Raw genomic sequence first — 21,319 nt, forward strand, 5'->3', positions numbered from 1 at the left:
TTTCTTCAAAATCTTACTTAATTAAAATTTTAGAGAAAAGTGTATTGATAATTTAATTCATTAGATTTAATTAGTTTCATCAGTTCGAGTAATCCCGTCCAAAGGCGGGATTGTATTGAGAACAGTAAACTATCAAAACGGTTCCCGATACATTTTTTCTTCTGTTCCATACAGAAAAAACTCGAATTGATCTTTTTTTATTGTAATCTTATTCTTTAGGATTAATCACTAATCACTCAATTATTTTAACTTCATCTTTAATTGATTTCAGCATTTTTACATCGTCAAAAGTCATTTTTTTACCGTTAGGTTTTAATGCTATATTTTTTGTTGAAACACCACCAATCCAGAACAATTGGTTTTCTCCGGATGATTTAAAACTTATAACATTTATATTCTGACTGTTTGAAAGACTAACAGCAATACCTGGTTTGTCAAGTCTTAAATCAATGTTTTCAAAATCGATTTTGCTTCCGTAATTGATCTGAATACCTTTTTCTGACCGGATAATCATGTTTTTAAACTGGAGGTTTTCAACAGGCATTTCAGGAATTCCCATAATCTTCAAAGCCTGTCTGGCACCGTTTACATAAATATTTTTGAAATACATGTTTTTAAATGAAGGTGTTTCTTCTGTTATCGGCATGCTTTCAACAGTCATTTCACCTGTTTCAGGGTCTTCATCAATTGCTTTTCCGAAATAGTACAGATTAAAATTAATGGCATCAGTTGGAATATTGTTCATTTTTACATCTTCCATCCATATGTTTTCCACCGCACCGCCACGTCCTCTAACCGATTTAAAACGAAGACCGCAATCCGTTCCGTTAAAGGTTAGGTTCTTAACAAATATATTTTTGACACCACCTGACATTTCGCTTCCAATTACAAAACCTCCATGTGCATGATAGACTACACAATCTGTAATAACAAATAATTCGGTTGGTTTTCCTCTTTCCCTGCCTTCTTTATCTTTTCCTGATTTAATACAGATTGCATCATCGCCCACATCAAAACGACAGTTTTTAACTGTACCGATACGGCAGGATTCTAAGTCAAGCCCATCTCCGTTTTGAGAATACCACGCATTACGTATTGTTAGGTTGCTCAGTGTAACATGCTCGCACATTAGCGGATTGACATTCCATGCCGGGGAATTTTGAAAAGTAACGCCATCCAGCAGTATTTTTTTACAATTTACAAGACTTACCATTACCGGGCGAAGAGCCTGCTTGTAAGGTTCCATATTTTCTACAGTAGCAGTTTTTGGAAGTTTATTTTTTTCTTCATTGCCCATGTAAGCTCCTTCTGAGGGATACCAGATTTTGCCGTTTTTAGACAATACACCGCCTGATTTAATAAGTTCATCCCATTGACCTGCAGTCATTTTACCAATTTTAACCGGACGCCATGCACCGCCATTTCCATCAAAAATTCCTTCTCCTGTAATGGCAATATTTTCTAAACCGATTCCCATAATTGGAGATTCGCAACGAATAACTTTATTTCCTTCAAAATAGGATTCGATCAGTTTATATTGTTTTACATCGTTGGTAAATGAAATGAAAGCACCATTTTTGGTATGTAGATTCACATTGCTTTTCATCTTTATCGGACCCGTAGTCCACAAACCGGGCGGAATAACCACAACGCCTCCACCTGAATTAGAACATTTCGCAATAGCATCATTAATCGCTTTTGTACAAAGTGCTTCAGTGTTTGGAACAGCTCCGAAATCAACAATATTCAAAGTGTCTTTTTTAAACTTTGGAATCTGTACTTCCGGCATGTCGAAAGGAAGTTTTTTATCTGTGGATGTCTTATTTTGAGCCACAATCTTATTGCTGGAGAAAATAAGCGAGAAGATTAGAAACCCAGTTAGGGAAGCAGTTTTAATTTTTATCATATATTAATTCTTTTATATTTAAAACACATCGAAACATAGATTTCGCAGCTCAAAAAAGCATTATACTCATCTAAAGTCTCATGAATAGCTATTGCCAAAAGAAATGTGTTTCTTTAACATTCTGTTTTTTAAATAAAATTTAATCCTAAGTATTATATGTTTTTAGTTTCTGATTTTACTTTTTATCCGAAATCAGTTGTAATTCGATACCCGCCATTATAAAAGGTCCGACAGCTTTCGCATCATTATCTCTGATGGGTTCAGAAATATAATATTCGAATGATCCGTCGCGATCTTTAGGATTTTTTCCTCCTAATCCGGCAACTGCACAGCATTTTGTAATCGAAATTGTTCCATCCGGATTCTCTTTTATGAATTGTTTCAGGATTCCGTTAAAACCTTTTTGAGCCGATTTTAAATAGCCTTTACCCACATATCCTTTTCGATATGCTTTTGCAAAAGAATAAACGAACATGGTCGAGCAGGTTGATTCCAGATAATTGCCTTTTCGTCCCGGCTGATCCATTACCTGCCACCAGACTCCGGACTCCTTTTCCTGAGCCTTTAGAACAGCTGTAAAGACTTTTTGAACAATTTTGATCAATTCGTTTCGCTTTGGATGATCTGTCGGGACAAAGTCTAAAATATCTACCAAAGCCATGCAGTACCAGCCCTGCGCGCGTCCCCATATATGAGAGGAACGCCCTGTTTCTTTATTAGCCCAGAACTGTGCTTTCTTTTCGTCATAACCATGAAAATTCAGTCCGGTTTTTAAATCAAAAGTGTGTTTTTGGATCAGTTCTGCCTGTAGAATAGCATCATCTATTGCCTTTAGATCATTGAAAACAAGGCCATATTGTGCAGAAAAAGGGTCTGCCATATAAACCCCATCAAGCCACATTTGCCATGGATAACTTTTTTTGTGCCAATAGCCTCCATCTGAGTTTCTTGGATGGCCTTCTAACTGTTTGTGAAGTACATTAATGGCTGTTTTGTATCGCTCTTCGCCTGTTTTTTTATAAATTTCAAAAAGAATCTTTCCGGAATTAATTAAGTCAAGACTGTACTTTTCGAGTTCATAACCACCCAGAATTTTTCCTTCCTTGTTAATTAGCTGATCGGCATAACTCAGACCGTAATCCCAGTATTTTTGATCCTTAGTGTAATCATACAACTCCTGATTGGCGAGTGCTACCAAACCGTTGGTGTAGTTCCATTTTGGATATTTTACACCATCCAGAAATACCGGATTCGGAACCCGTTTCTGGTCAGAATCTGCCATTTTTTTAGACCATTCGATTGGAGAAATTTGATTATCCTTTAGTTTTGATTGTCCAAATGAAGCCAAATGGGAAACTACTAAAGAGAGAACACAATATTTTATTTTACGTATCATATTTTTTAACTTAATAACATGTTAGCAAGGAATTAAAAAAGATTCCCGATACATTTTTTATTCCGTTTTATTGCATAAAAAAACACTCGAATTGACGTTTCTAATTTTTTTCTACCCTAAACCAGTCATAATCTGCATAACTGCTGTCATTAACTGATTTGCTTCCTGTTGCAAACAATCCGATTTTTGCTCCTACCCAGCGTCCGGCAGCAGGTTTGAAAGGCTTTCCAAAAGCTTTGAAGTTTTTTCCATCGGTGCTGTAATAAAAAGTAACTTTTGAATCGAAAGGTTCTTTGTTTTGAACCATTTCTACCTTAGATCTTAAATAAACCGCTTTTTGATCAATCGCAACTGAAGCAACTTCAGTTTCGATATCTTTGGATGTTCTGGCATTTTTCATAGAACGCTGAACCAGTTTCAGTTTACCGGCAGCATCCTGTTCTATAGCGATATATGAATAATCTTCACCAAAAATAACTAGACCGGTTCCGCATTCTTTTGCATCTGGATTCACTTCAAAATTTAGTTTTGCGGTAGCTGTGAAATCAGGTGCAGGAAATTTTTGTAATAACAGATTCGGCATCATCCACAATGTTTTGATGTTTTCATCACGCGGAATGCAGTTCAGACGCATAAAACCAAGATTGGCCGATGACCAACCCCAGTGTTTCGCCGGATTTTGATTGGCCTGCCATTGCCATTGCAATCCAAACTGATGACTATTGAATTCATCAGAAGAAATGTGCGGGGTCAAGGGATACGTTTTACCAACATTTGGTTTTGTCCACTCCATAACCGGTTCTCCAATACCATCATTATTAGTGTCTTTCCCCATAACTGGCCAGCCGTCATTCCATGTAACAGGCTGTAAATTCACTACACGTCCGTATGCCCAGCGATCCTGAAAATGAATGAACCATCCGTCTCCGTTTGGAGTTTCAATATATCCTCCCTGATGTGGTCCGTTCATAACGCTATTGCCCTGATGCAAAACAATTTTGGATTCATAAGGTCCCCATACATTTTTAGAACGCATCGCCAATTGCCAGCCCGGTTTTACACCTCCCGCCGGAGCCATAACCCAATAATAGCCGTCACGTTTATACATTTTAGAACCTTCTACCGTGGTATGACCATTATGTCCATCAAAAACCATTGCCGAATTTCCGATTAGTTTAGTACCATCGGGTAGCATTTCAGACATCATTAATACTGTTTTTACATTGGCACGGCTTCCTGCAAATGCATAAGACAGATAGGCTTTTCCGTCTTCATCCCAAAAAGGACAGGTATCTATAATTCCTTTTGCTTCTTTTACCAATACCGGTTCTTCCCAGATTCCCGACGGATCTTTGGTTTTCACCATATAAATCCCAAAATCAGGATCTCCCCAATAAATATAATATTCACCATTATGATAACGGATTGCCGGAGCCCATACACCATCTCCATGTCTTACGGTACGATAATGTTCGAGAGGAAACTGATTTTGTAATGCATATCCGGTTATTTCCCAGTTTACAAGGTCATTTGAATGCAGAATTGGAAGTCCCGGAGAACTGTTAAAACTTGAAGCGGTCATATAATACCCATCTTTACCTGCACATACATCCGGATCGGAGTAGTCAACATGTAAAATAGGGTTCTTGTATTTTCCGTTTCCTAAATCGGCATTCCAAACCTGAGCATTCGCTCCCATTGCATAAACTGTCAAACTTATCGACAGTACTAATTGTCTTAATTTCATTTTAATAGTATTTAATCACATGTTTTTACTGAAAACATTTATTATTAAGAGGACTGATTATCTCAGACTAAATTGCCGGAAATATCAGTATTAGAAAAAACATGGTAGTAAAAGGAGTATCCGGGGTTAGGATACTCCTTTTTTAACTAAACAATTAACCAACAATATTTATTTAGGAAGCCATCTTGTATCTCCTACCTTGTTGGTAACGATAGGAGAATTGGCGTCTTTGATTGTTAAATCTCCTGCTGCAGGGTTCACAAATAAATTTTGTGCACTTATGCCTAGTTCGGTTCCTTTAATAGCTCCGGCTCCCAGCAGATAATCTGTAGTTGTGTAGTTATTACTGAATTCTGTGGTAGAATTTGCGCCAATACTCTGAACAACTTTTCCGCAAGGAGAGGCTAACAATACGTTTTTAAAGATCAATGTAGATCCTACAGCCGAACCCAGATAAATCAATCCACGGTTATAAGCATAATCATAAATTGATACATTCTCAAATGTCAGACGAATCGGATACGTAGACGCACCGTAATCAAATAAATTTTTAAAATTTCGCGTTCTGTCAGTCGTCTGATAATTATCCCTCATATAAGTACAGTTTGAGAAAGTGGCTTCTTTAACATTGTCTGCACCGGCAGAACCAAAGACAAATGTACCATAAGTCCCTGAATGCCCTCCTACCTGATCAAAAGTACAGGACTGCATATCAATTTTTCCTATTTCTTTATATTTTCCGTTCCCCTGATGTCTCCAGAAGCCTCTTTTGAACTGATTGAAAACACAGTTATAAAACGACACTTCTCCAATTGTCCATGAAGTTCCACTGTTAAAGAAATAACTTGCATCAATGATTTGATAAAAACGAATATTTCCAAACACCAAGGAACTCAGGTAAGAACCTTCGGCAATATTCCAGTTTCCGGTCATTTCAATCTGAGGGCGCTCACCTTCTGTACTACCTATTAATTTGAATCCCTTTGTAATTGCAAAAGGGGTAATTTTGAACAGCGATCCTGCTTCAAGGAAATATTCTGTTCCTTCCGGAATAGCCGGATCTTCATTATTAGCCCTCAGTATCGCATCAAGGTCCATCCCATTAGTAATGACAATAGTTGCTTCGGATGGTCCTGCCGTACGGAACGTTACCTGGTTATAAGGTTTATCATAACGCTTAGGCTTGTTATTATCAAAAACATTCAAATTGTATAGTGTATTTTTTTCCAGACCTGTAAGAGTAGCCTCTCCTTTGCTTATTTCAGCTGAAGTCAGTTTACGTCCGATAGACGGAAGCTCTTTATTCTGTCCCGGTTCTACGGAAATACTGTCCACCGGGTTCTGAGGGTCGATTACCCATTTTGCAGTTACTTCGGTTTCAGTAAAATCTACCTTCTGCACAGGTTTCAAAATCTGGGCATAGGCCGGACGTTCCTCGGTTAGTGCAGTGGTGTAAGCCCATTGCGAATTATGCGCCGGATTAGCATGATTTGCCCGCAAACGAATATGAAATTGCGTTTTATACGGAATATCTTCTATAAAAATCTGTGACTCTGTAATAGTATAGGATTTGTACAAACTTCTATGATAGTTATCCAAATGCAGCTCTACTGTATAAGAAACAGCATCGTTAACTTTGTACCATACCATTGTGACGTTATTACTTTCAACCTTAGGTTTATCAAGTACAAACTTTGGCAAAAACAAATCGTCTACTTTTGCATATGCAAATTCGTCTTGCTGGCATGAGTTTAGCATTCCTGCAAGCAAAATCATGCTGAGAAATGATAAAATATAAATCGCTCTTTTTGAATTTTTCATATCTAATTCAATTTAATAGTTAAAACCATAATAATTCTGAATTGCACCGCGATGATCCGAAATCACTTTAGCAGGATAAGGACATAAATAGCGTAAAGGATCATTAGGAGACACAGCTGAAGCATTGTTGAAGTTTATAAAACCTCTAAAGCTCCACTTCGCATCGTTGTTTGGCTCATAAGCCTGCGTATCACTATTTAACGAATACCATTTTGCTGCAAAAACCGTTTCTGTATAACCTGCAGGCTTAGCCTGTAAAACAGGATCAATTCCTTTGATATCTAAAATTGTTCTACCCGCATTTACCGGATCCGGAATCTCTTTCCAGTAAACACTTCCGGGAATCTGGTCAGGGTCAATTCCTGCTATATATTCTCCATTGGCTACTTTTCCCCAGTTAACAAATTTGTTGTATTGGTTGTAAATTACCTCACTATATTTATTCCAGCGTGCTAAGTCAAATTTACGTTTGCTTTCTCCGCCAAGTTCCCAGGCACGCTCATCCATAATTGCCTTAAAAAACAGATCAGGGTTTGATTTTGAAGAAACATAACTATCTACTTTTGTTGCCCAGTCTGCAGGATCAAAAGCTCTGCGGCGTACTCTTTTTAAACATTCCTGAGCATCCTGACGAGGACCAAATCGCTCGTTTACCGCTTCTGCATACATTAACAGTACATCTGCAAATCGCATCCATGAATAGTTAACACCAGTTCCTTTAGCACTCGTAGCTCCTTGTGGGTCTGAGTAAAGTTTTGACCATTTTCCAACAGCCAGTTTCGCTAAGTCCAAACGAATTACCTGCTTTAAAGTGGCATCATACGAATAAGGCGCGCAGGTAACATCACGTCTCAAATCTTTACTGTCAAACGAGTACAAATAGGTTCCTGCTAAATTAAGAGAACCAGAAGCACCTCCGTAAGGGTGATTTCCTTCTATAATTGGGACACCAATAGCGTAGCCATACTCGCCTGAGATAGATTTCAATAAGGGTAATGAAAATATTACATCATCATTAGCCGGAGTTACCCACTTGTTTTGCGTAATCCAAAAATCACGATAGCTTAATTTCAGGTCATGCTTTCCTTCATTAATTACTTTTCCTAAATACTGGATGGCAATATCATAATACAATTCATGATTTTCTCCACGAACCATATGTCCAATACTTGCGGGATCGCTATCAGGACGCAAAGTCCAGCCTCCACGGGTAAGGGCAAGTAAACCAATTAGTCCCTGATTAAAGCTTCTTGATGCACGCTCCGGACCATAATCCAGTTCGCTGGCATATTGCATTAAAGGTTCTACCGATTTTAAGTCATCTATTAAAAATTCCAGAATTTTGTTTCTGTCTGTAACTCCTACTCTAAAATCTTCATCACCGGTTGAGGATTTCGTACGAAATACAACGTCTCCCCAAATTCGGATCATATCTAAATATATCATGGCACGGATTGTTTTGGCCTCTCCGTACATCTGCGTGATTTTTGAAGGCTCAGTTTTGCTGGCTGTTTTATAAAGATCAGAACCTTCAATTCCCTGAATGACATCATTCGCCCCATTGATAATCTTGTACATGGCATTCCAGGTTGAATTCAGCGTTGTCCAATAAGGTTTTGGTTCAAAACAGGCAATGTCAGAACCATTAACATTCACCGCAGTAGTATTGACCGCGGACGTCTCTACATCTGTATTCGGATTAAAAACAAAGGCAAGACGATTAGAATATGTATCGTCAGTCAGCATGAGTGTATATACTCCCGCGAGTGCAGATTTTATTTCATTTTCTGTACTAAAAACTTCATCCTCGGTAAAACCGGTTGCAGGATGTACGTCTAAATAATCATCGCAGGATGTAAAACACAATGCGAAACCAAATAGCATACTTAATAATATCTTTCTATTCATGATTTTAAGTTTTATTTAATTAAAATGATAACTGAGCGCCAAAAGTGTAGTTTCTGGTTCTTGGATACGCATCGTAATCAATGTTAGGTGTCAATCCTTTTGACAGATTAACTTCAGGATCGTAACCTGAATAATTTGTCCAGACATACAAATTAGTACCGGTTACATACAAACGGACTTTGTTAAAGATTAATTTTTTGGATACATCAATAGGGATTGTATATCCGATAGAAAGTGTATTAAGTCTTAAAAAAGAGCCATCTTCAACAGCATAAGAAGATGCTATAGGTCGACCGATTGAAGTAGGACTCCACATAGTCGCATTTTTATTGAAATCAGCCAAAAGTGCCGGTGAATAACGAAGATCATTACCCATATCATCAAAGTTTCGCCAACGGTTTTCCATCGATACTTCCATACCTAAATTATTTTGGTTGTTTTGGTACCATGAACTCATCATTACTTTGTTTGCATTGAAAACATCGAACCCGCTTACAAAGTTGAAAAAGGTAGTGAAATCAAAATTTTTCCATACTGCATTCAATCCAAAACCTCCTGAATACTTTGGGTTAGTATCACCAATAACTTTTCGGTCATTCGCGCCAATTACATACGTATTTGGATCTGATTCATCAACAGGTGTCAGTTTTTTAAATTTAGCATTTCCCGGACGAGGGGTATCTGACAGGTTTTTGGAGTTTGCTACACCAGCTTTAAGTTTCCATGTTCTTGTCACAGGATCAAACGACTCAAAATCATCCATGGTGTAAAAACCATCATTGACAAAACCATAAATCAAACCTTTTGAACCACCTACATAAGCGCGGTAATCATCATCATTTAATAATTGTGTTCCTGCCCATCCTGAGCTAAGAATCCATTCATTCTCTCCGCTTGAAAGTGCGTCAATTTTATTCTTATTATATCCAATATTGAAATTTACATCCAGCTGAAAATCTTTTTTCTGGATTACGCTGGCATTTAGAGCAAATTCAACCCCTTTGTTGGATGTCTGTCCGACATTTGTCATAATTTTACTGAAACCTGATGCTCCCGGAATATCAGAAGGTACTAACAAATCTTTTACAGTATTTCTGTAAAATTCGATATTACCGGTTAAACGCTCTTTAAAAAAACCAAAATCAACACCTATATTGGCAGTATAAGTTGTCTCCCATTTTACATTAGGATTATTTAAATACGTTACATTCTTGCCTTCAGGATTATAAAAATTGTAGTAGTTATGACTTTCCTCTCCCCAACCTACAGATCTGTCTTGTGAAACGCCATAATATTTTGCATACAAATCGCCGTCAATACGGTCATTACCTGAAAGTCCATAACTCAAACGCAATTTTAAATTTGAAACGGTTGTACTCTCCTTTAAGAATTTTTCATTTGATATCCTCCAGGCAAATGCACCGGCAGGAAATATTCCCCAGCGATTTTCAGGGCCAAACTTGGTCGAACCGTCTGCACGAATAGTAAATGTTGCAAGATATCTGTCATCATAACCATAATTTACACGACCGAAGAATGACGAAATTTTATTAGGTGACCCTTCTTTTGATGCATTCCCCCAAGGAGTCCCAAGTGCAAGATTATCTAATGCTTTTTCTGCCGCTATGTCCATAGGAAAATAACGGGTAGTATATGTTTTACTAAAACTTCTCTGGTCTTTCATTTCCTGCCCCACCATAGCCTGAAAATCGTGAATTTTATTGATATTGAAGTTATAATTCAATACATTATTCAATTGTGTACGAGGACTTTGAGTCATTTGCCATCCCACCACTGGCTGACCGCCATTTTCATTTGCCCTTTTGGTATCAACACCCCAAAAACGTCCGTCTTCTTCATAATAGTATTCAAAACCGAATGAACTGCGGAAACTTAAGCCTTTCATTATATTCCATGTTAATGCACCAACCGTATTGAATGTACGCGCAGTACGCTCACGATAATTTTTTTCAGCTTCCTCTATCGGATTCAGACGTTTTACAGGTTCATAGTCTTCCGGATCAAAATAAGTATCATCTTCAGGCAATGTCATATAATCCTGTAAACCAAGTGTTGGTGCCTGACGTATTGCATTAAGCAAACTAACTCCTTCTGTACCTGATCCATCAATCTTTCTGTTTATAAAACGGGACTGAAATTCAAAAGTAAATTTATCAGACAGTTTCGTATTAAGTGTAAGGTTCATATTGGTTTGTTTTAAACCTGTTCCTATTAATACACCAGGCTGATCCTGATTGGTTAGCGAAAATTTAAATTTGGTTTTTTCATTGCCTCCATTCATACTAAAATCAAGATATTTAGTAATAGGATTAGTGCCAAAAATTTCATCCTGCCAGTCGACCCCCTGATCACCTTTATAAATATACATTTCATAAGCTTGTCCGTAACGACTGTAAAAAGCACTTGGATTTGAGGTCTTTCCTCTTTCATACTCATATTGCAGCATAACAAACTCATACGGATCCATAGCATCCAGACGGTTCGCTAAAGTTTTTATCTGCATATAACTGTTTATGTTCACTGAAACCCTTCCTACTTTAGGATTTTTTGTAGTAACTAAAATAACGCCGTTAGCGCCTCGGGCACCATAAATAGCAGTGGATGCTGCATCTTTTAGCACTTCAACCGACTCTATGTCTGTCGGAGGGATATCATTTATGGTAGCAACTTCAAACCCATCAACCAAAATTAAAGGTGCATTGTCCTGAGTAATAGAACCTCCTCCACGAACCCGTATCATGACTTCAGAACCAGGAGATCCGTCAGCAGATGTAATCTGCACCCCCGGAAGCCTTCCTACCATAGCTTCTGCTACAGAAGATGTTGGTACTTTTGCCAGCTCGGTTCCTTTTATGCTAGCAACAGAACCGGTTAAATTCTTACGTTTTTGAGTACCATAACCAATAATTACAACCTCGTTTAATTCACTGTTGGATTCTTTCATTTGTACATTGATTCCCGAAGTCTGTCCTTTTAATGCGACAGTTGTGTCTTCCAGACCAATAAATTTGACTATTAAAACTGCTGTTGCAGGATCGGCTACTGTTATGCTGAATTTACCATCAAAATCAGTAACAGTATTTACATTTTCGTTTTTTACTATAATTGTTGCGCCGGGAATCAACCCCATTTTATCCTTTACTGTACCTGTCACGGTTATGCGTTTCTGGGCATAAGCACTGCATGTCAGAAGGAAGACGGCTATAATGCCTACGATATTTATTTTTATCGTCATAACTTGAATATTTTTTAGATTTATTTTAAGCTCTTCCTGATTTTTTTCTTACTTCAAACCAATATAGCGGCAAACACCATCGTCGGTTAACGTCAACTCTTTACTCCATCGGGAATCACCATTATTATTTTGTTCCTTATAATTGCTTCTTTAATTTCCCGGTTCCGGGTCATTCAAATTAAGATTGATGTTGGTAACTTCGTTTGGCAATATTGGAAAAGCAGCATCAAGTACTTTTGTCCTTACAACAGCTTTCTCATCGTTCAGGAATTCTATTTTAACACGGACATTATTGGTTTCTTCATCTGTTTGTAATAAAATAAAATCATCTGTATAATTTATTCCGCCACTGGTAGTCGCCTTACTTCTGGAAATAGTCATATCTCCCTGTATAAATGTCTCGTCTGAAATTTTGTATCCTGTTCGTTTTACTTCAACTGTAGTTTTTATTGTTGTATAACTCTTGTCAGCCTTTGTATCCAATGATTTTAAACGTAATGTTCCTGTTCTGGTAAGAATCTTCATCGTTAATTTTTCCGTAAACGGAGACTCATAAGGTGTTGCAGCAGAAAGGTCTACTCTTTGATCTGCAGTTACTGACTGCGGAACAATTAGATCGTTAAGGTTAGCAGGAGAAGTAATCATTTGTTCCGGAATATCTGTTGCAACAAATTTGTACTTTCCATTATCAAGCGCAAAACTGTAAAGTGTACTGTAGTTTGCAAAATACTCCCCATTCTCTTTATAAACAAAAATAGGTTTGGTAGTTATACCTGTGCCTAAAACAAAAGGCTCTCCGTTTAATAGTGTCTCAAATGGTTTTACAACAGAGATATCGTATTTCATCTCGTCACCAGAGCAGGAAGTCATTCCAAAAAGAAGTATTCCCATTCCTAGTATTAGTTTTTTTATGTTATTCATATCATATTATTTAAAATTGGAAATTGTTTACTGCTTAGTAAATACCTGCCTATAGATGACTATAAGTGCATTATTGAATAATAGAATGAAATTGCTGGTTTGTTTCATAAGCTTGGTTTATTAGTTAGTTAAGAATTAGTTAAAAACTTTTGGTTATGGGAGCAAAACTATAGATAGTGAATCTTAAAGAGGAGTAAATATTGCTTTTCGAGGAGGGTGAAATTGCTAATTCAGTCCATCTATACTGATGATTCATTAATTATTTAAGATATTTTTTACATATATTAAAAAAATAGAGTAAAATAAAAACAAGATCCACATCATCACTAAGAATGACACTTGGGTTTCAACTCATTGTCAGGCTGAGCGAAGTCGAAGCCACGTTCCAATTGGCAACGTTTGATTTCAGTAATAAAACAAAAAATCAATATTTTTAAGTATTTTTCTTACTTTAACCAAATAAAAGGTCTTTTATGAAACAATACTATTTCTACATTTTAAAATGTTCTGATGATAGTTATTATACCGGAATGACAAATAATATTGAAAGAAGGCTAAATGAACATATAACAGGGTTAAACAAGGAATGCTATACTTTTAATAAACACCCACTAGAATTAGTCTTTTTTTACTGAATTTAATGAAGTAAATCAGGTTATTTCGTTTTAAAAGCAAGTAAAAGGATGGAGAATAAAAAAGAAGGAAGCCATAATAAACGACAAATGGAAAGAACTGAAAAAACTTTCAGCGTGTTTAAATGAAACTAGCCACAGAAACTATAGTGTTAAATAAGCCTTCGACTAAGTTTATCGAACGAAATCAGGGGGAATTACAGAAGCTCTCTCTGTCAGGCTGAGCGGAGTCGAAGACCTTTTAAAATATCTGTCTTAAATATTTTGAGTTTTTAACGATGCAAACGCCTGTACTCAGCCGGGGTATGATTGAATTTTGCCCTGAAACACTTTCCAAAATATTTCAGGTCATTAAAACCAACTTCAAAGCAAATTTCTTTTATTAGTAAATCCTCATTTTTAATCAGTTCAGCAGCTTCATTTAATCGCATATCGCGAATAAATACAACCGGAGAAACACCAGTAATATGTTTGAGTTTATTAAAGAAACTGGCACGCGACATGTTCATTAATTTTCCTAGTTCATCAACAGAAAAATCTGTTTTAGACATATTTTCCTTGACGAGTTTAATGACCTGAACCATAAATTTATTATCCTTATTGGAAATTTGTAATGGCTCTACTTCGGCAATTTCAGTGATATTGCCTGTTGAATATAAACGCTGCAGGCGAAGACGCTGCTGCAGGACATTCTTTACCCTTGCCTTTAAAAAACTCACATTAAAAGGTTTGGTGATATAATCATCAGCACCATATTCCATTCCTTCGAGTTTGCTTTCTATAGATGATTTTGCACTCAGCAGAATAACCGGAACATGACTGACTGCAAAATTATCACGGATCAGTTTAAGCATTTCTATACCATCTGTTTCCGGCATCATGATATCACTGATAATAAAATCCGGAGATAACTCTTTTGCTTTTAAATATCCTTCATTACCGTTTTCAGCTATATAAATTGTATATTCTTTTTCTAAAACTGAAACTATAAATGCTCTTAGTTCGGGATCATCTTCTACAATAAGTCCTACCGGCATTTCTCTTACCTCTTCTTCAAATAAAACTGTATTAGTTTCTGTTTCAGTTTTAACATCTTCCTGCGAATACTCGTCTGTTTCTTCCAGTAAAATATCTACATCTTCAGTGAAATGTTTATATCCTTTCAGAAAATCAATTTTAAAGCAGCTTCCTTTTCCGGGTGTACTTTCAACCGATATAGCTGCTCCATGTTTGTCTGCGAGGTCTTTTACAATTGAAAGTCCGATTCCGGTACTTGGGTTATGCGGATTTTCATTATAATTTGAAAAGCGCACAAATAATCGTTTCTGAAGCAACAGATTAATTCCGGGACCGTTATCTGCCACCTTTAGACAAACATATTTTTCAGATTCTTCAACCTGTACTTCAATCGCATCTCCTTTATTGCAATACTTAAAAGCATTAGAAAGCAGGTTAATTAAAATTTTATCCAGACTGTCAGGATCTGCCCAGACATTTGAATTTACTGCATTAATATTCACCTTCAGCTGTATATTGCGCTGAATGCTCATTTCTGTAAAATTTTCACACATTTTAGTGGCAAATTCGCCTAAATTTACTTCACTCACAACCAGCTTTCGATCCTGAATTCTTCTGAGATCTAAAATTTGATTAACCAGATTCAACAGTTTATTACTATTTTTTTCGATGATGCGAAGCTGACCTTTTACAGAATCTTTTATAGCATCATCTGAAAGCATCTGTTCCAAAGGTGCTGTGATCATAGTAAGCGGAGTACGGATTTCATGCGAAATATCGGTAAAGAACTTCAGTTTTAATTCGCCCATTTGTTTCTGTAGTTTCACATCATTGCGGAGCTTCAAAATAGTTATAATAGCGCGACGAATTAATACAAACAGACCAATGGCAAGTAACAAATAACAGAAATAAGCAAAATTCGTCCCCCAGACAGAAGGCCGAATCGTTATTTTTATCTTTCTTTCATTTTCAACCCATAAATTATGCCCATTGGTGGAGGACACTAAAAGTATATATTCTCCCCTGCCCAAATTGGTATAATTGATAGATTGCCCGCCTTTAATGTAATTCCATTGTTTATCGATTCCTTCGAGCTTGTAACGATAGACAATGCTTTCACTTTTAAGATAATCCAGGGCTGAAATCTGGATCCTGAAAAAATTCTGATCATGTTTTAGCGTAACTTCTTCGAGTAAATCAGGATTTTTAGGCGTATCAGGATTTATTTCATGTAATTCTTTATTATTAACCCAAAATCCGGATATTGCCAGATAGGGTTTGAAATGAAATGGTTTGATGGCTTCTGGTTTGAAATAAATAGCTCCGTTTGAATATCCTACAACAATTTCACCGTTTGAAAGACGGCATTTTGTAGCCTCTGAAAATATTTCAGTCCCTATAATTGATTTTAGTTCAGGAAACGTTTCGGCAGTATTTTTTTTAGGATCAAACCTTACAACCTGATTGTCGCTCATCAGCCAGATTTTTCCGGCTTTATCCTCCTGCATAGAAACGACTCCTTCAACAGGGAATGCAATAGTTTCATTCCATACAGACTTTACCTTTAGCTGATCTTTTTTATCTAAGGAAGTTAATACGAGACCTTTTCCGTTAGTCGCCAACGCTATCTGGTTATCATGGGTTATCAGTACATCCAGAATATCATTACCGGAAACCTGGGGATATTCTTTAAATTGCAGTTTGTCAGCATTAATATTTACTCCGGGAAAAGAAAACAATTTATAAGAGGAAATGAAAAATAATTTATGGTTTTTATTTTCAACTATAGAACGAACATTGTCCGCTGTTTTTATAGGGTAGTTTTTTAATTCGTTTTTATAATGGATAAAACGGATTTCATTACCTGATTCACGTATGATATTAATTCCTCCATTCCATGTCGCTACATAGATCTGACCTGTAGATGCCTGAAAGATTTTAAAGATATTATCAGAATTTATACTGTAAGGGTTCTTTTCTTGATATTTATAATGAATTACTTTATATTGAAACGGCTGTACACCAGGAATGAGACAAAACAAACCATTTCCCCGTGTTCCTATCCATATTCTGCCTTTGTTATCCTGAATCATACTGTAAACATCTGCTCCCCACCCGGGACCTGCCCCGGATAAAGTTCCGTCTGGACCTAATTCACCTATTTTCTTTTTCTGAGCATTGAAAAGAGTAATTTTTTCGGTACGGCTGGCAACCCAAATATTTCCTTTATTATCCGTCATCAAACTTCTGACATTGTGCTTATTCGTACTATTTGATGAATCCAGATTTAATGTTGAAAAATTATTATTGCTAAAAGTAATCAGGTCTAATCCCTGCTTGTAGGAGCAAAACCACAGATTTCCTAAACGGTCAAACATAGCGGTATGCATCACATCGGATACAGTTTCTCTTGACTCTTTAATACTTCGAAGTAAAGAATATAATTTATTTTGCTTTTCATCCCAGTAAGCAAATGGTTCATTATGAGACTGAATCCAGACTGTACCGTCAGGAGAAGTAAGAAGAAAACTTTTTCTTTCGGTTCCTACAGTAGCGGGTCCCCCTGAATCTACTTTCATATGTTTTACCTTTTTGTTTACCAAATCGAATTGATAAACACCAGACCCCGAGGCTTCAAACCAAAACTGGCGTGAACGTGTTGACCCCAGATAATTGATTTTCTTATCAGGAAAACCTGTTAGTGTTTTACTATTGTAAACATCGAGTTTCCCCGTTTTGATATCGTACAAATAAAAGCCGTTTCCGCTTGAGGGTTCCAAAAATATTTTACTCCCGGCAACTAGTTCTGCATAAACAATATTCTCATTTATATTTAAATTAAAGTCAAAAAAAGTACTCAGTTTTTTACTGTAACGTGTAAGCTTTCCGCGGGTCCCACCAAACCATATATCCCCTTTGGTTTCCATAAAAGAAATATAAGAATAGGATTTTCCAGACTGTCCTGCCATATTTATAAAAAAATATTCAGGTTCTATACTTCCTTTTTTTAACCTGCAGATACCATTATCTGTTAAAATCCAGGTCGTTCCCAATGTATCTTCAAAAACATCGTGAACTTTACCGGAATGTCTGGAGTTGCTAAAAACAATTTTTCGGGTATTTTTATTTGTTTCAAAAACAACCAAATGACTTTTATTATGAGGAAAAAGCCACACCTTGCCCGAAGGCATTACTTTGAATTTTTTAAAATCATTCTCAGAAGGTGATTTCCCTTCGAACGGATAATGAAAACTCAAATGATAGGTATCGAAATAATAGACATTATTTTTTTCAGACTGAATCCAAATACGCCCATTATTGTCAAACTTGAACCTGGAAACCCTGTTTGATATTAAATGTAATGAATCCTTCTGCTCTACCCTGAATTTCTGAAAAGTACTCCCGTCATAGCGAATCAGACCATTAAAAGTGCCCAGCCAGATAAATCCTTTTTTATCCTGTTGAATATCCAAAATACGGGACTGGCTCAACTTAACATCATGTGAAAAATGGGTCAGTATACCTGAAGGCTGAGCTGTGCATAAAGCACAGATCAAATAAAAAAGAAATAAAATTAGGTTTTGTTTCAGCATTTATAGTTTTATTAGCGTAAGCAAACACAAAAATATCAAAATTCTGTTCTGAACCTAAAATACCCCTCGTCTGTAGTTAAATACCCCCTCTCAAATAGTTATTTGTGCCCATTCTTTGTTTTTAGAAAATAAAATAAACCGCCATGCAAGCTTTATAACATCCTTCAAATAGCAATTTATCCCAAGATGAAAAATAGAAATATTTAATTTTGCGAAAGTGATTTGTTTTATAAACTTTACTTTAAATTAACTATCAACCAAAATATATTAAAGACCTCTTATGAGAAAAGTATATCGTTTCATGTTTATGCTAAACTTTCTGGCACTAAACACTTTCGCACAGGAAAGATTTCCATTCAACAATCCTAATTTAACCACCGAGCAGCGTGTAAATGATCTTGTAGGGAGAATGACTGTTGATGAAAAAATCAGCCAGCTGATGGACTCCTCACCGGCTATAGACCGTTTGGGTGTACCAGAATACAATTGGTGGAACGAGTCATTACACGGAGTTGCCCGTGCTGGGTATGCAACCGTTTTTCCACAATCTATTTCGATCGCATCATCCTGGGACCGGCAATTAATTTTTGATGTGGCCAGTGCAATTTCAGATGAAGCACGTGCTAAACATCATGAATATTTAAGACGAGGCCAGCATGGCATGTACCAGGGATTAACGTTTTGGTCTCCCAACGTCAATATATTCCGCGATCCTCGCTGGGGACGAGGACATGAAACCTATGGAGAAGATCCTTTTCTTACCAGTGAGTTAGGACTTAAATATGTTACAGGTCTTCAGGGTACTGATGAAAAATATTTTAAAGTAATTGCTACTGCCAAACACTATGCAGTTCACTCAGGTCCTGAGCCATCACGACACCTGTTCAACGCAGAGACCAGCGATGTCGATCTGTACGAAACTTACCTTCCAGCATTTCGTGCTTTGGTAAAAGAAGGCCATGTTTACTCTGTAATGGGAGCTTATAACCGTTTTAGAGGTGAATCTGCCAGCTCAAGTCCGTTTTTGTTTAATATTCTTCGAAATGATTGGGGATTTAAGGGATACATTGTGTCAGATTGCGGTGCCGTCACCGATATCTGGAAATACCATAAAATTACCACCGATGCTGCTTCAGCTTCAGCTTTGGCTGTAAAAACAGGGTTGGATTTGGAATGTGGCAGCAGTTATAAATCATTAAAAGAAGCTCTTGATCGCAAACTGCTTACTGAAGCAGATATTGATGTGACTTTAAAACGTTTGTTTACTGCACGCTTTAAATTAGGCATGTTCGATCCGGATGAAATTGTACCATATGCTCAGATTCCGTACGCAGTAAATAACAATTCCGCCCACGATTATCTGGCACGTATCGCTTCTCAAAAAAGTATTGTTCTTCTGAAAAATCAGAATAATGCCCTGCCACTTTCCAAAGAAATTAAAACTATTGCTGTCATTGGGCCAAATGCGAATGATGTGCAATCTCTATGGGGCAACTATAGCGGTATCCCGAGCAATCCCGTAACTGTATTAAAAGGTGTTCAAAATAAGCTCGAACCTAATGCTAAAGTGTTATATGCAAAAGGAACAGATCTGGCAAAAGGTGTTCCTGCGATGAAAATAGTTCCTTCAATATATCTTCAAAACGAAAATGGAGCACAAGGTCTTACAGCAGCATACTTCGACAATAGCAAATGGGAAGGAAAACCACTTTTTACCCGTATTGATGATAATATCGATTTTCATTGGGATATGAATACTCCTGACCCGCGTTTAAAAATAGGGAACTACAGTGTTAGATGGACAGGTTATATTTTAGCTCCAAAAACCGGAGTTTACAATATTTCTGAATGGTCGAAACCTTTTATGACTATCGAAATCGAAACAGGAAAAACATCCGGTGGAAAAAATAATCATCATCCGAGAATTCGTCCGCAGAAAATTGAATTGCAAGCCGGAAAAAAATACAAAATAGAGGTAAAATACCAAAATTTCTATGGCGATGCAATTGCCCAGCTTTTATGGGCTGAACCTGAGGAAAACCTATTACAGGAAGCCGTTCAGACAGCAAATCAGGCAGATGCTGTGGTGTTGGTATTAGGCCTAAACGAACGTCTTGAAGGAGAAGAAATGAAAGTTGAAGCTGATGGTTTTGAAGGCGGTGACCGTACGAGCCTTAATTTACCTGCCAATCAGGAAGAATTGATGAAAGCGATGATTGCCACCGGAAAACCTGTTATTCTGGTTTTAATAAACGGAAGCGCACTTTCAATAAACTGGGCTAATGATAATGTTCCGGCCATTTTAACTGCGGGGTATCCCGGTCAACAAGGCGGTAATGCAATTGCCGATGTTCTTTTTGGAGATTACAATCCGGCTGGCCGACTTCCGGTTACGTATTATAAATCGGTTGATCAGTTACCAGCCTTTGAAAACTATGATATGAAAGGCCGTACGTATCGTTATTTTGAAAAGAAACCGCTCTACCCGTTTGGATTTGGACTGAGTTATACTAAATTTAAATACAGTAATCTTCAAATACCGAATAATATCAATGCTGAAAAAGATTTTGAAGTATCAGTTGATGTCACAAATAACGGTGACCGTGACGGTGACGAAGTTGTTGAGCTGTATCTAAAGGACGAAAAGGCCTCTACTCCACGCCCAATAATACAATTAGAAGGATTTGAGCGCATGCATCTAAAAAAAGGGGAAACAAAAACGGTTCGTTTTACAATTAGCCCGAGACAGCTGTCTTTAATAAACAAAAAAGGCCAGCGGGCTGTAGAACCGGGATGGTTCACAGTTTCTGTTGGTGGAAAACAACCGGACGATTCTGGGGATAATCAAAATGGAAGATTTAGTATAACAGGAAAAACAATATTATTGGAAAGATAAGTTGACTTTTTCTTTTTCAAAACTTTTTAATTCTATGAATGCATTGCTGGATACTTTAGCAATGCATTTTATATTTGATATCATTTAATTTAGATACAAATTATTTCTATAAACAATACTGCGATCCATTATCTGGCAATTTTCTGTATTGATAATTTCTTATAATTAAATTCTAAATTGCCAATAAAAAAATGCTTCGTTTGCAAATCATAATAACTTATTTTTT

10 protein-coding genes are annotated in these 21,319 nt (G+C 36.9%); 2 read left to right on the forward strand and 8 right to left on the reverse strand.

The annotated features are described in order from the left end of the window. Window positions 1-232: 232 nt before the first annotated feature. The 7 genes from GXM16_RS05220 to GXM16_RS05250 form a co-directional block, all read right to left on the reverse strand. Window positions 233-1,906: a glycoside hydrolase family 28 protein gene (locus tag GXM16_RS05220; RefSeq protein WP_163393350.1), complete on the reverse strand. Its 1,674-nt coding sequence runs from the start codon at window positions 1,904-1,906 to the stop codon at window positions 233-235. 175 nt (window positions 1,907-2,081) lie between these two features. After that, the gene (locus GXM16_RS05225; RefSeq protein ID WP_208797371.1) at window positions 2,082-3,302 is read right to left on the reverse strand and encodes a glycoside hydrolase family 88/105 protein; all 1,221 of its coding nucleotides are present in this window, start codon (window positions 3,300-3,302) and stop codon (window positions 2,082-2,084) included. A gap of 100 nt (window positions 3,303-3,402) precedes the next feature. Further along, complete coding sequence (locus tag GXM16_RS05230; protein ID WP_163393351.1) at window positions 3,403-5,049, reverse strand: glycoside hydrolase family 43 protein; 1,647 nt, start codon at window positions 5,047-5,049, stop codon at window positions 3,403-3,405. A 168-nt stretch (window positions 5,050-5,217) separates the two neighbouring features. After that, the gene (locus GXM16_RS05235; RefSeq protein ID WP_163393352.1) at window positions 5,218-6,870 is read right to left on the reverse strand and encodes a DUF5123 domain-containing protein; all 1,653 of its coding nucleotides are present in this window, start codon (window positions 6,868-6,870) and stop codon (window positions 5,218-5,220) included. Between the two features lie 12 nt (window positions 6,871-6,882). Continuing rightward, entirely contained in the window at window positions 6,883-8,778 is a 1,896-nt protein-coding gene (locus GXM16_RS05240) for a RagB/SusD family nutrient uptake outer membrane protein (protein ID WP_163393353.1), read from the reverse strand. 19 nt (window positions 8,779-8,797) lie between these two features. Continuing rightward, window positions 8,798-12,034 carry a SusC/RagA family TonB-linked outer membrane protein gene (locus tag GXM16_RS05245; protein WP_163393354.1) on the reverse strand — a complete coding sequence of 1,079 codons (3,237 nt, stop codon included), beginning with the start codon at window positions 12,032-12,034 and terminating at the stop codon, window positions 8,798-8,800. A gap of 150 nt (window positions 12,035-12,184) precedes the next feature. Next, entirely contained in the window at window positions 12,185-12,955 is a 771-nt protein-coding gene (locus GXM16_RS05250) for a hypothetical protein (protein ID WP_163393355.1), read from the reverse strand. A gap of 530 nt (window positions 12,956-13,485) precedes the next feature. Between GXM16_RS05250 and GXM16_RS23050 the strand changes: the two genes are divergently transcribed. Next, window positions 13,486-13,590, forward strand: a complete 105-nt coding sequence (locus tag GXM16_RS23050) for a GIY-YIG nuclease family protein (protein ID WP_341874168.1) — start codon at window positions 13,486-13,488, stop codon at window positions 13,588-13,590. Between the two features lie 269 nt (window positions 13,591-13,859). Here the strand turns inward: GXM16_RS23050 and GXM16_RS05260 are convergent, their stop codons facing one another. Continuing rightward, window positions 13,860-18,197, reverse strand: a complete 4,338-nt coding sequence (locus GXM16_RS05260) for a hybrid sensor histidine kinase/response regulator transcription factor (RefSeq protein WP_163393356.1) — start codon at window positions 18,195-18,197, stop codon at window positions 13,860-13,862. A 280-nt stretch (window positions 18,198-18,477) separates the two neighbouring features. On the opposite strand from GXM16_RS05260, the gene GXM16_RS05265 reads away from it, so the two are divergent. Beyond that, on the forward strand, window positions 18,478-21,093 hold the full coding sequence (locus GXM16_RS05265) for a glycoside hydrolase family 3 C-terminal domain-containing protein (protein WP_163393357.1): 2,616 nt from the start codon (window positions 18,478-18,480) through the stop codon (window positions 21,091-21,093). Window positions 21,094-21,319 lie beyond the last annotated feature (226 nt).

The organism is Flavobacterium limi (genome assembly GCF_010645075.1).
Classification (GTDB): domain Bacteria; phylum Bacteroidota; class Bacteroidia; order Flavobacteriales; family Flavobacteriaceae; genus Flavobacterium; species Flavobacterium limi.

What these genes read in the sequence shown, in the direction of transcription:
- GXM16_RS05220 (WP_163393350.1), bottom strand. Translation starts at nt 1,906, where the DNA reads ATGATAAAAATTAAAACTGCTTCCCTAACTGGGTTTCTAATCTTCTCG.
- GXM16_RS05225 (WP_208797371.1), bottom strand. Translation starts at nt 3,302, where the DNA reads ATGATACGTAAAATAAAATATTGTGTTCTCTCTTTAGTAGTTTCCCAT.
- GXM16_RS05230 (WP_163393351.1), bottom strand. Translation starts at nt 5,049, where the DNA reads ATGAAATTAAGACAATTAGTACTGTCGATAAGTTTGACAGTTTATGCA.
- GXM16_RS05235 (WP_163393352.1), bottom strand. Translation starts at nt 6,870, where the DNA reads ATGAAAAATTCAAAAAGAGCGATTTATATTTTATCATTTCTCAGCATG.
- GXM16_RS05240 (WP_163393353.1), bottom strand. Translation starts at nt 8,778, where the DNA reads ATGAATAGAAAGATATTATTAAGTATGCTATTTGGTTTCGCATTGTGT.
- GXM16_RS05245 (WP_163393354.1), bottom strand. Translation starts at nt 12,034, where the DNA reads ATGACGATAAAAATAAATATCGTAGGCATTATAGCCGTCTTCCTTCTG.
- GXM16_RS05250 (WP_163393355.1), bottom strand. Translation starts at nt 12,955, where the DNA reads ATGAATAACATAAAAAAACTAATACTAGGAATGGGAATACTTCTTTTT.
- GXM16_RS23050 (WP_341874168.1), top strand. Translation starts at nt 13,486, where the DNA reads ATGACAAATAATATTGAAAGAAGGCTAAATGAACATATAACAGGGTTA.
- GXM16_RS05260 (WP_163393356.1), bottom strand. Translation starts at nt 18,197, where the DNA reads ATGCTGAAACAAAACCTAATTTTATTTCTTTTTTATTTGATCTGTGCT.
- GXM16_RS05265 (WP_163393357.1), top strand. Translation starts at nt 18,478, where the DNA reads ATGAGAAAAGTATATCGTTTCATGTTTATGCTAAACTTTCTGGCACTA.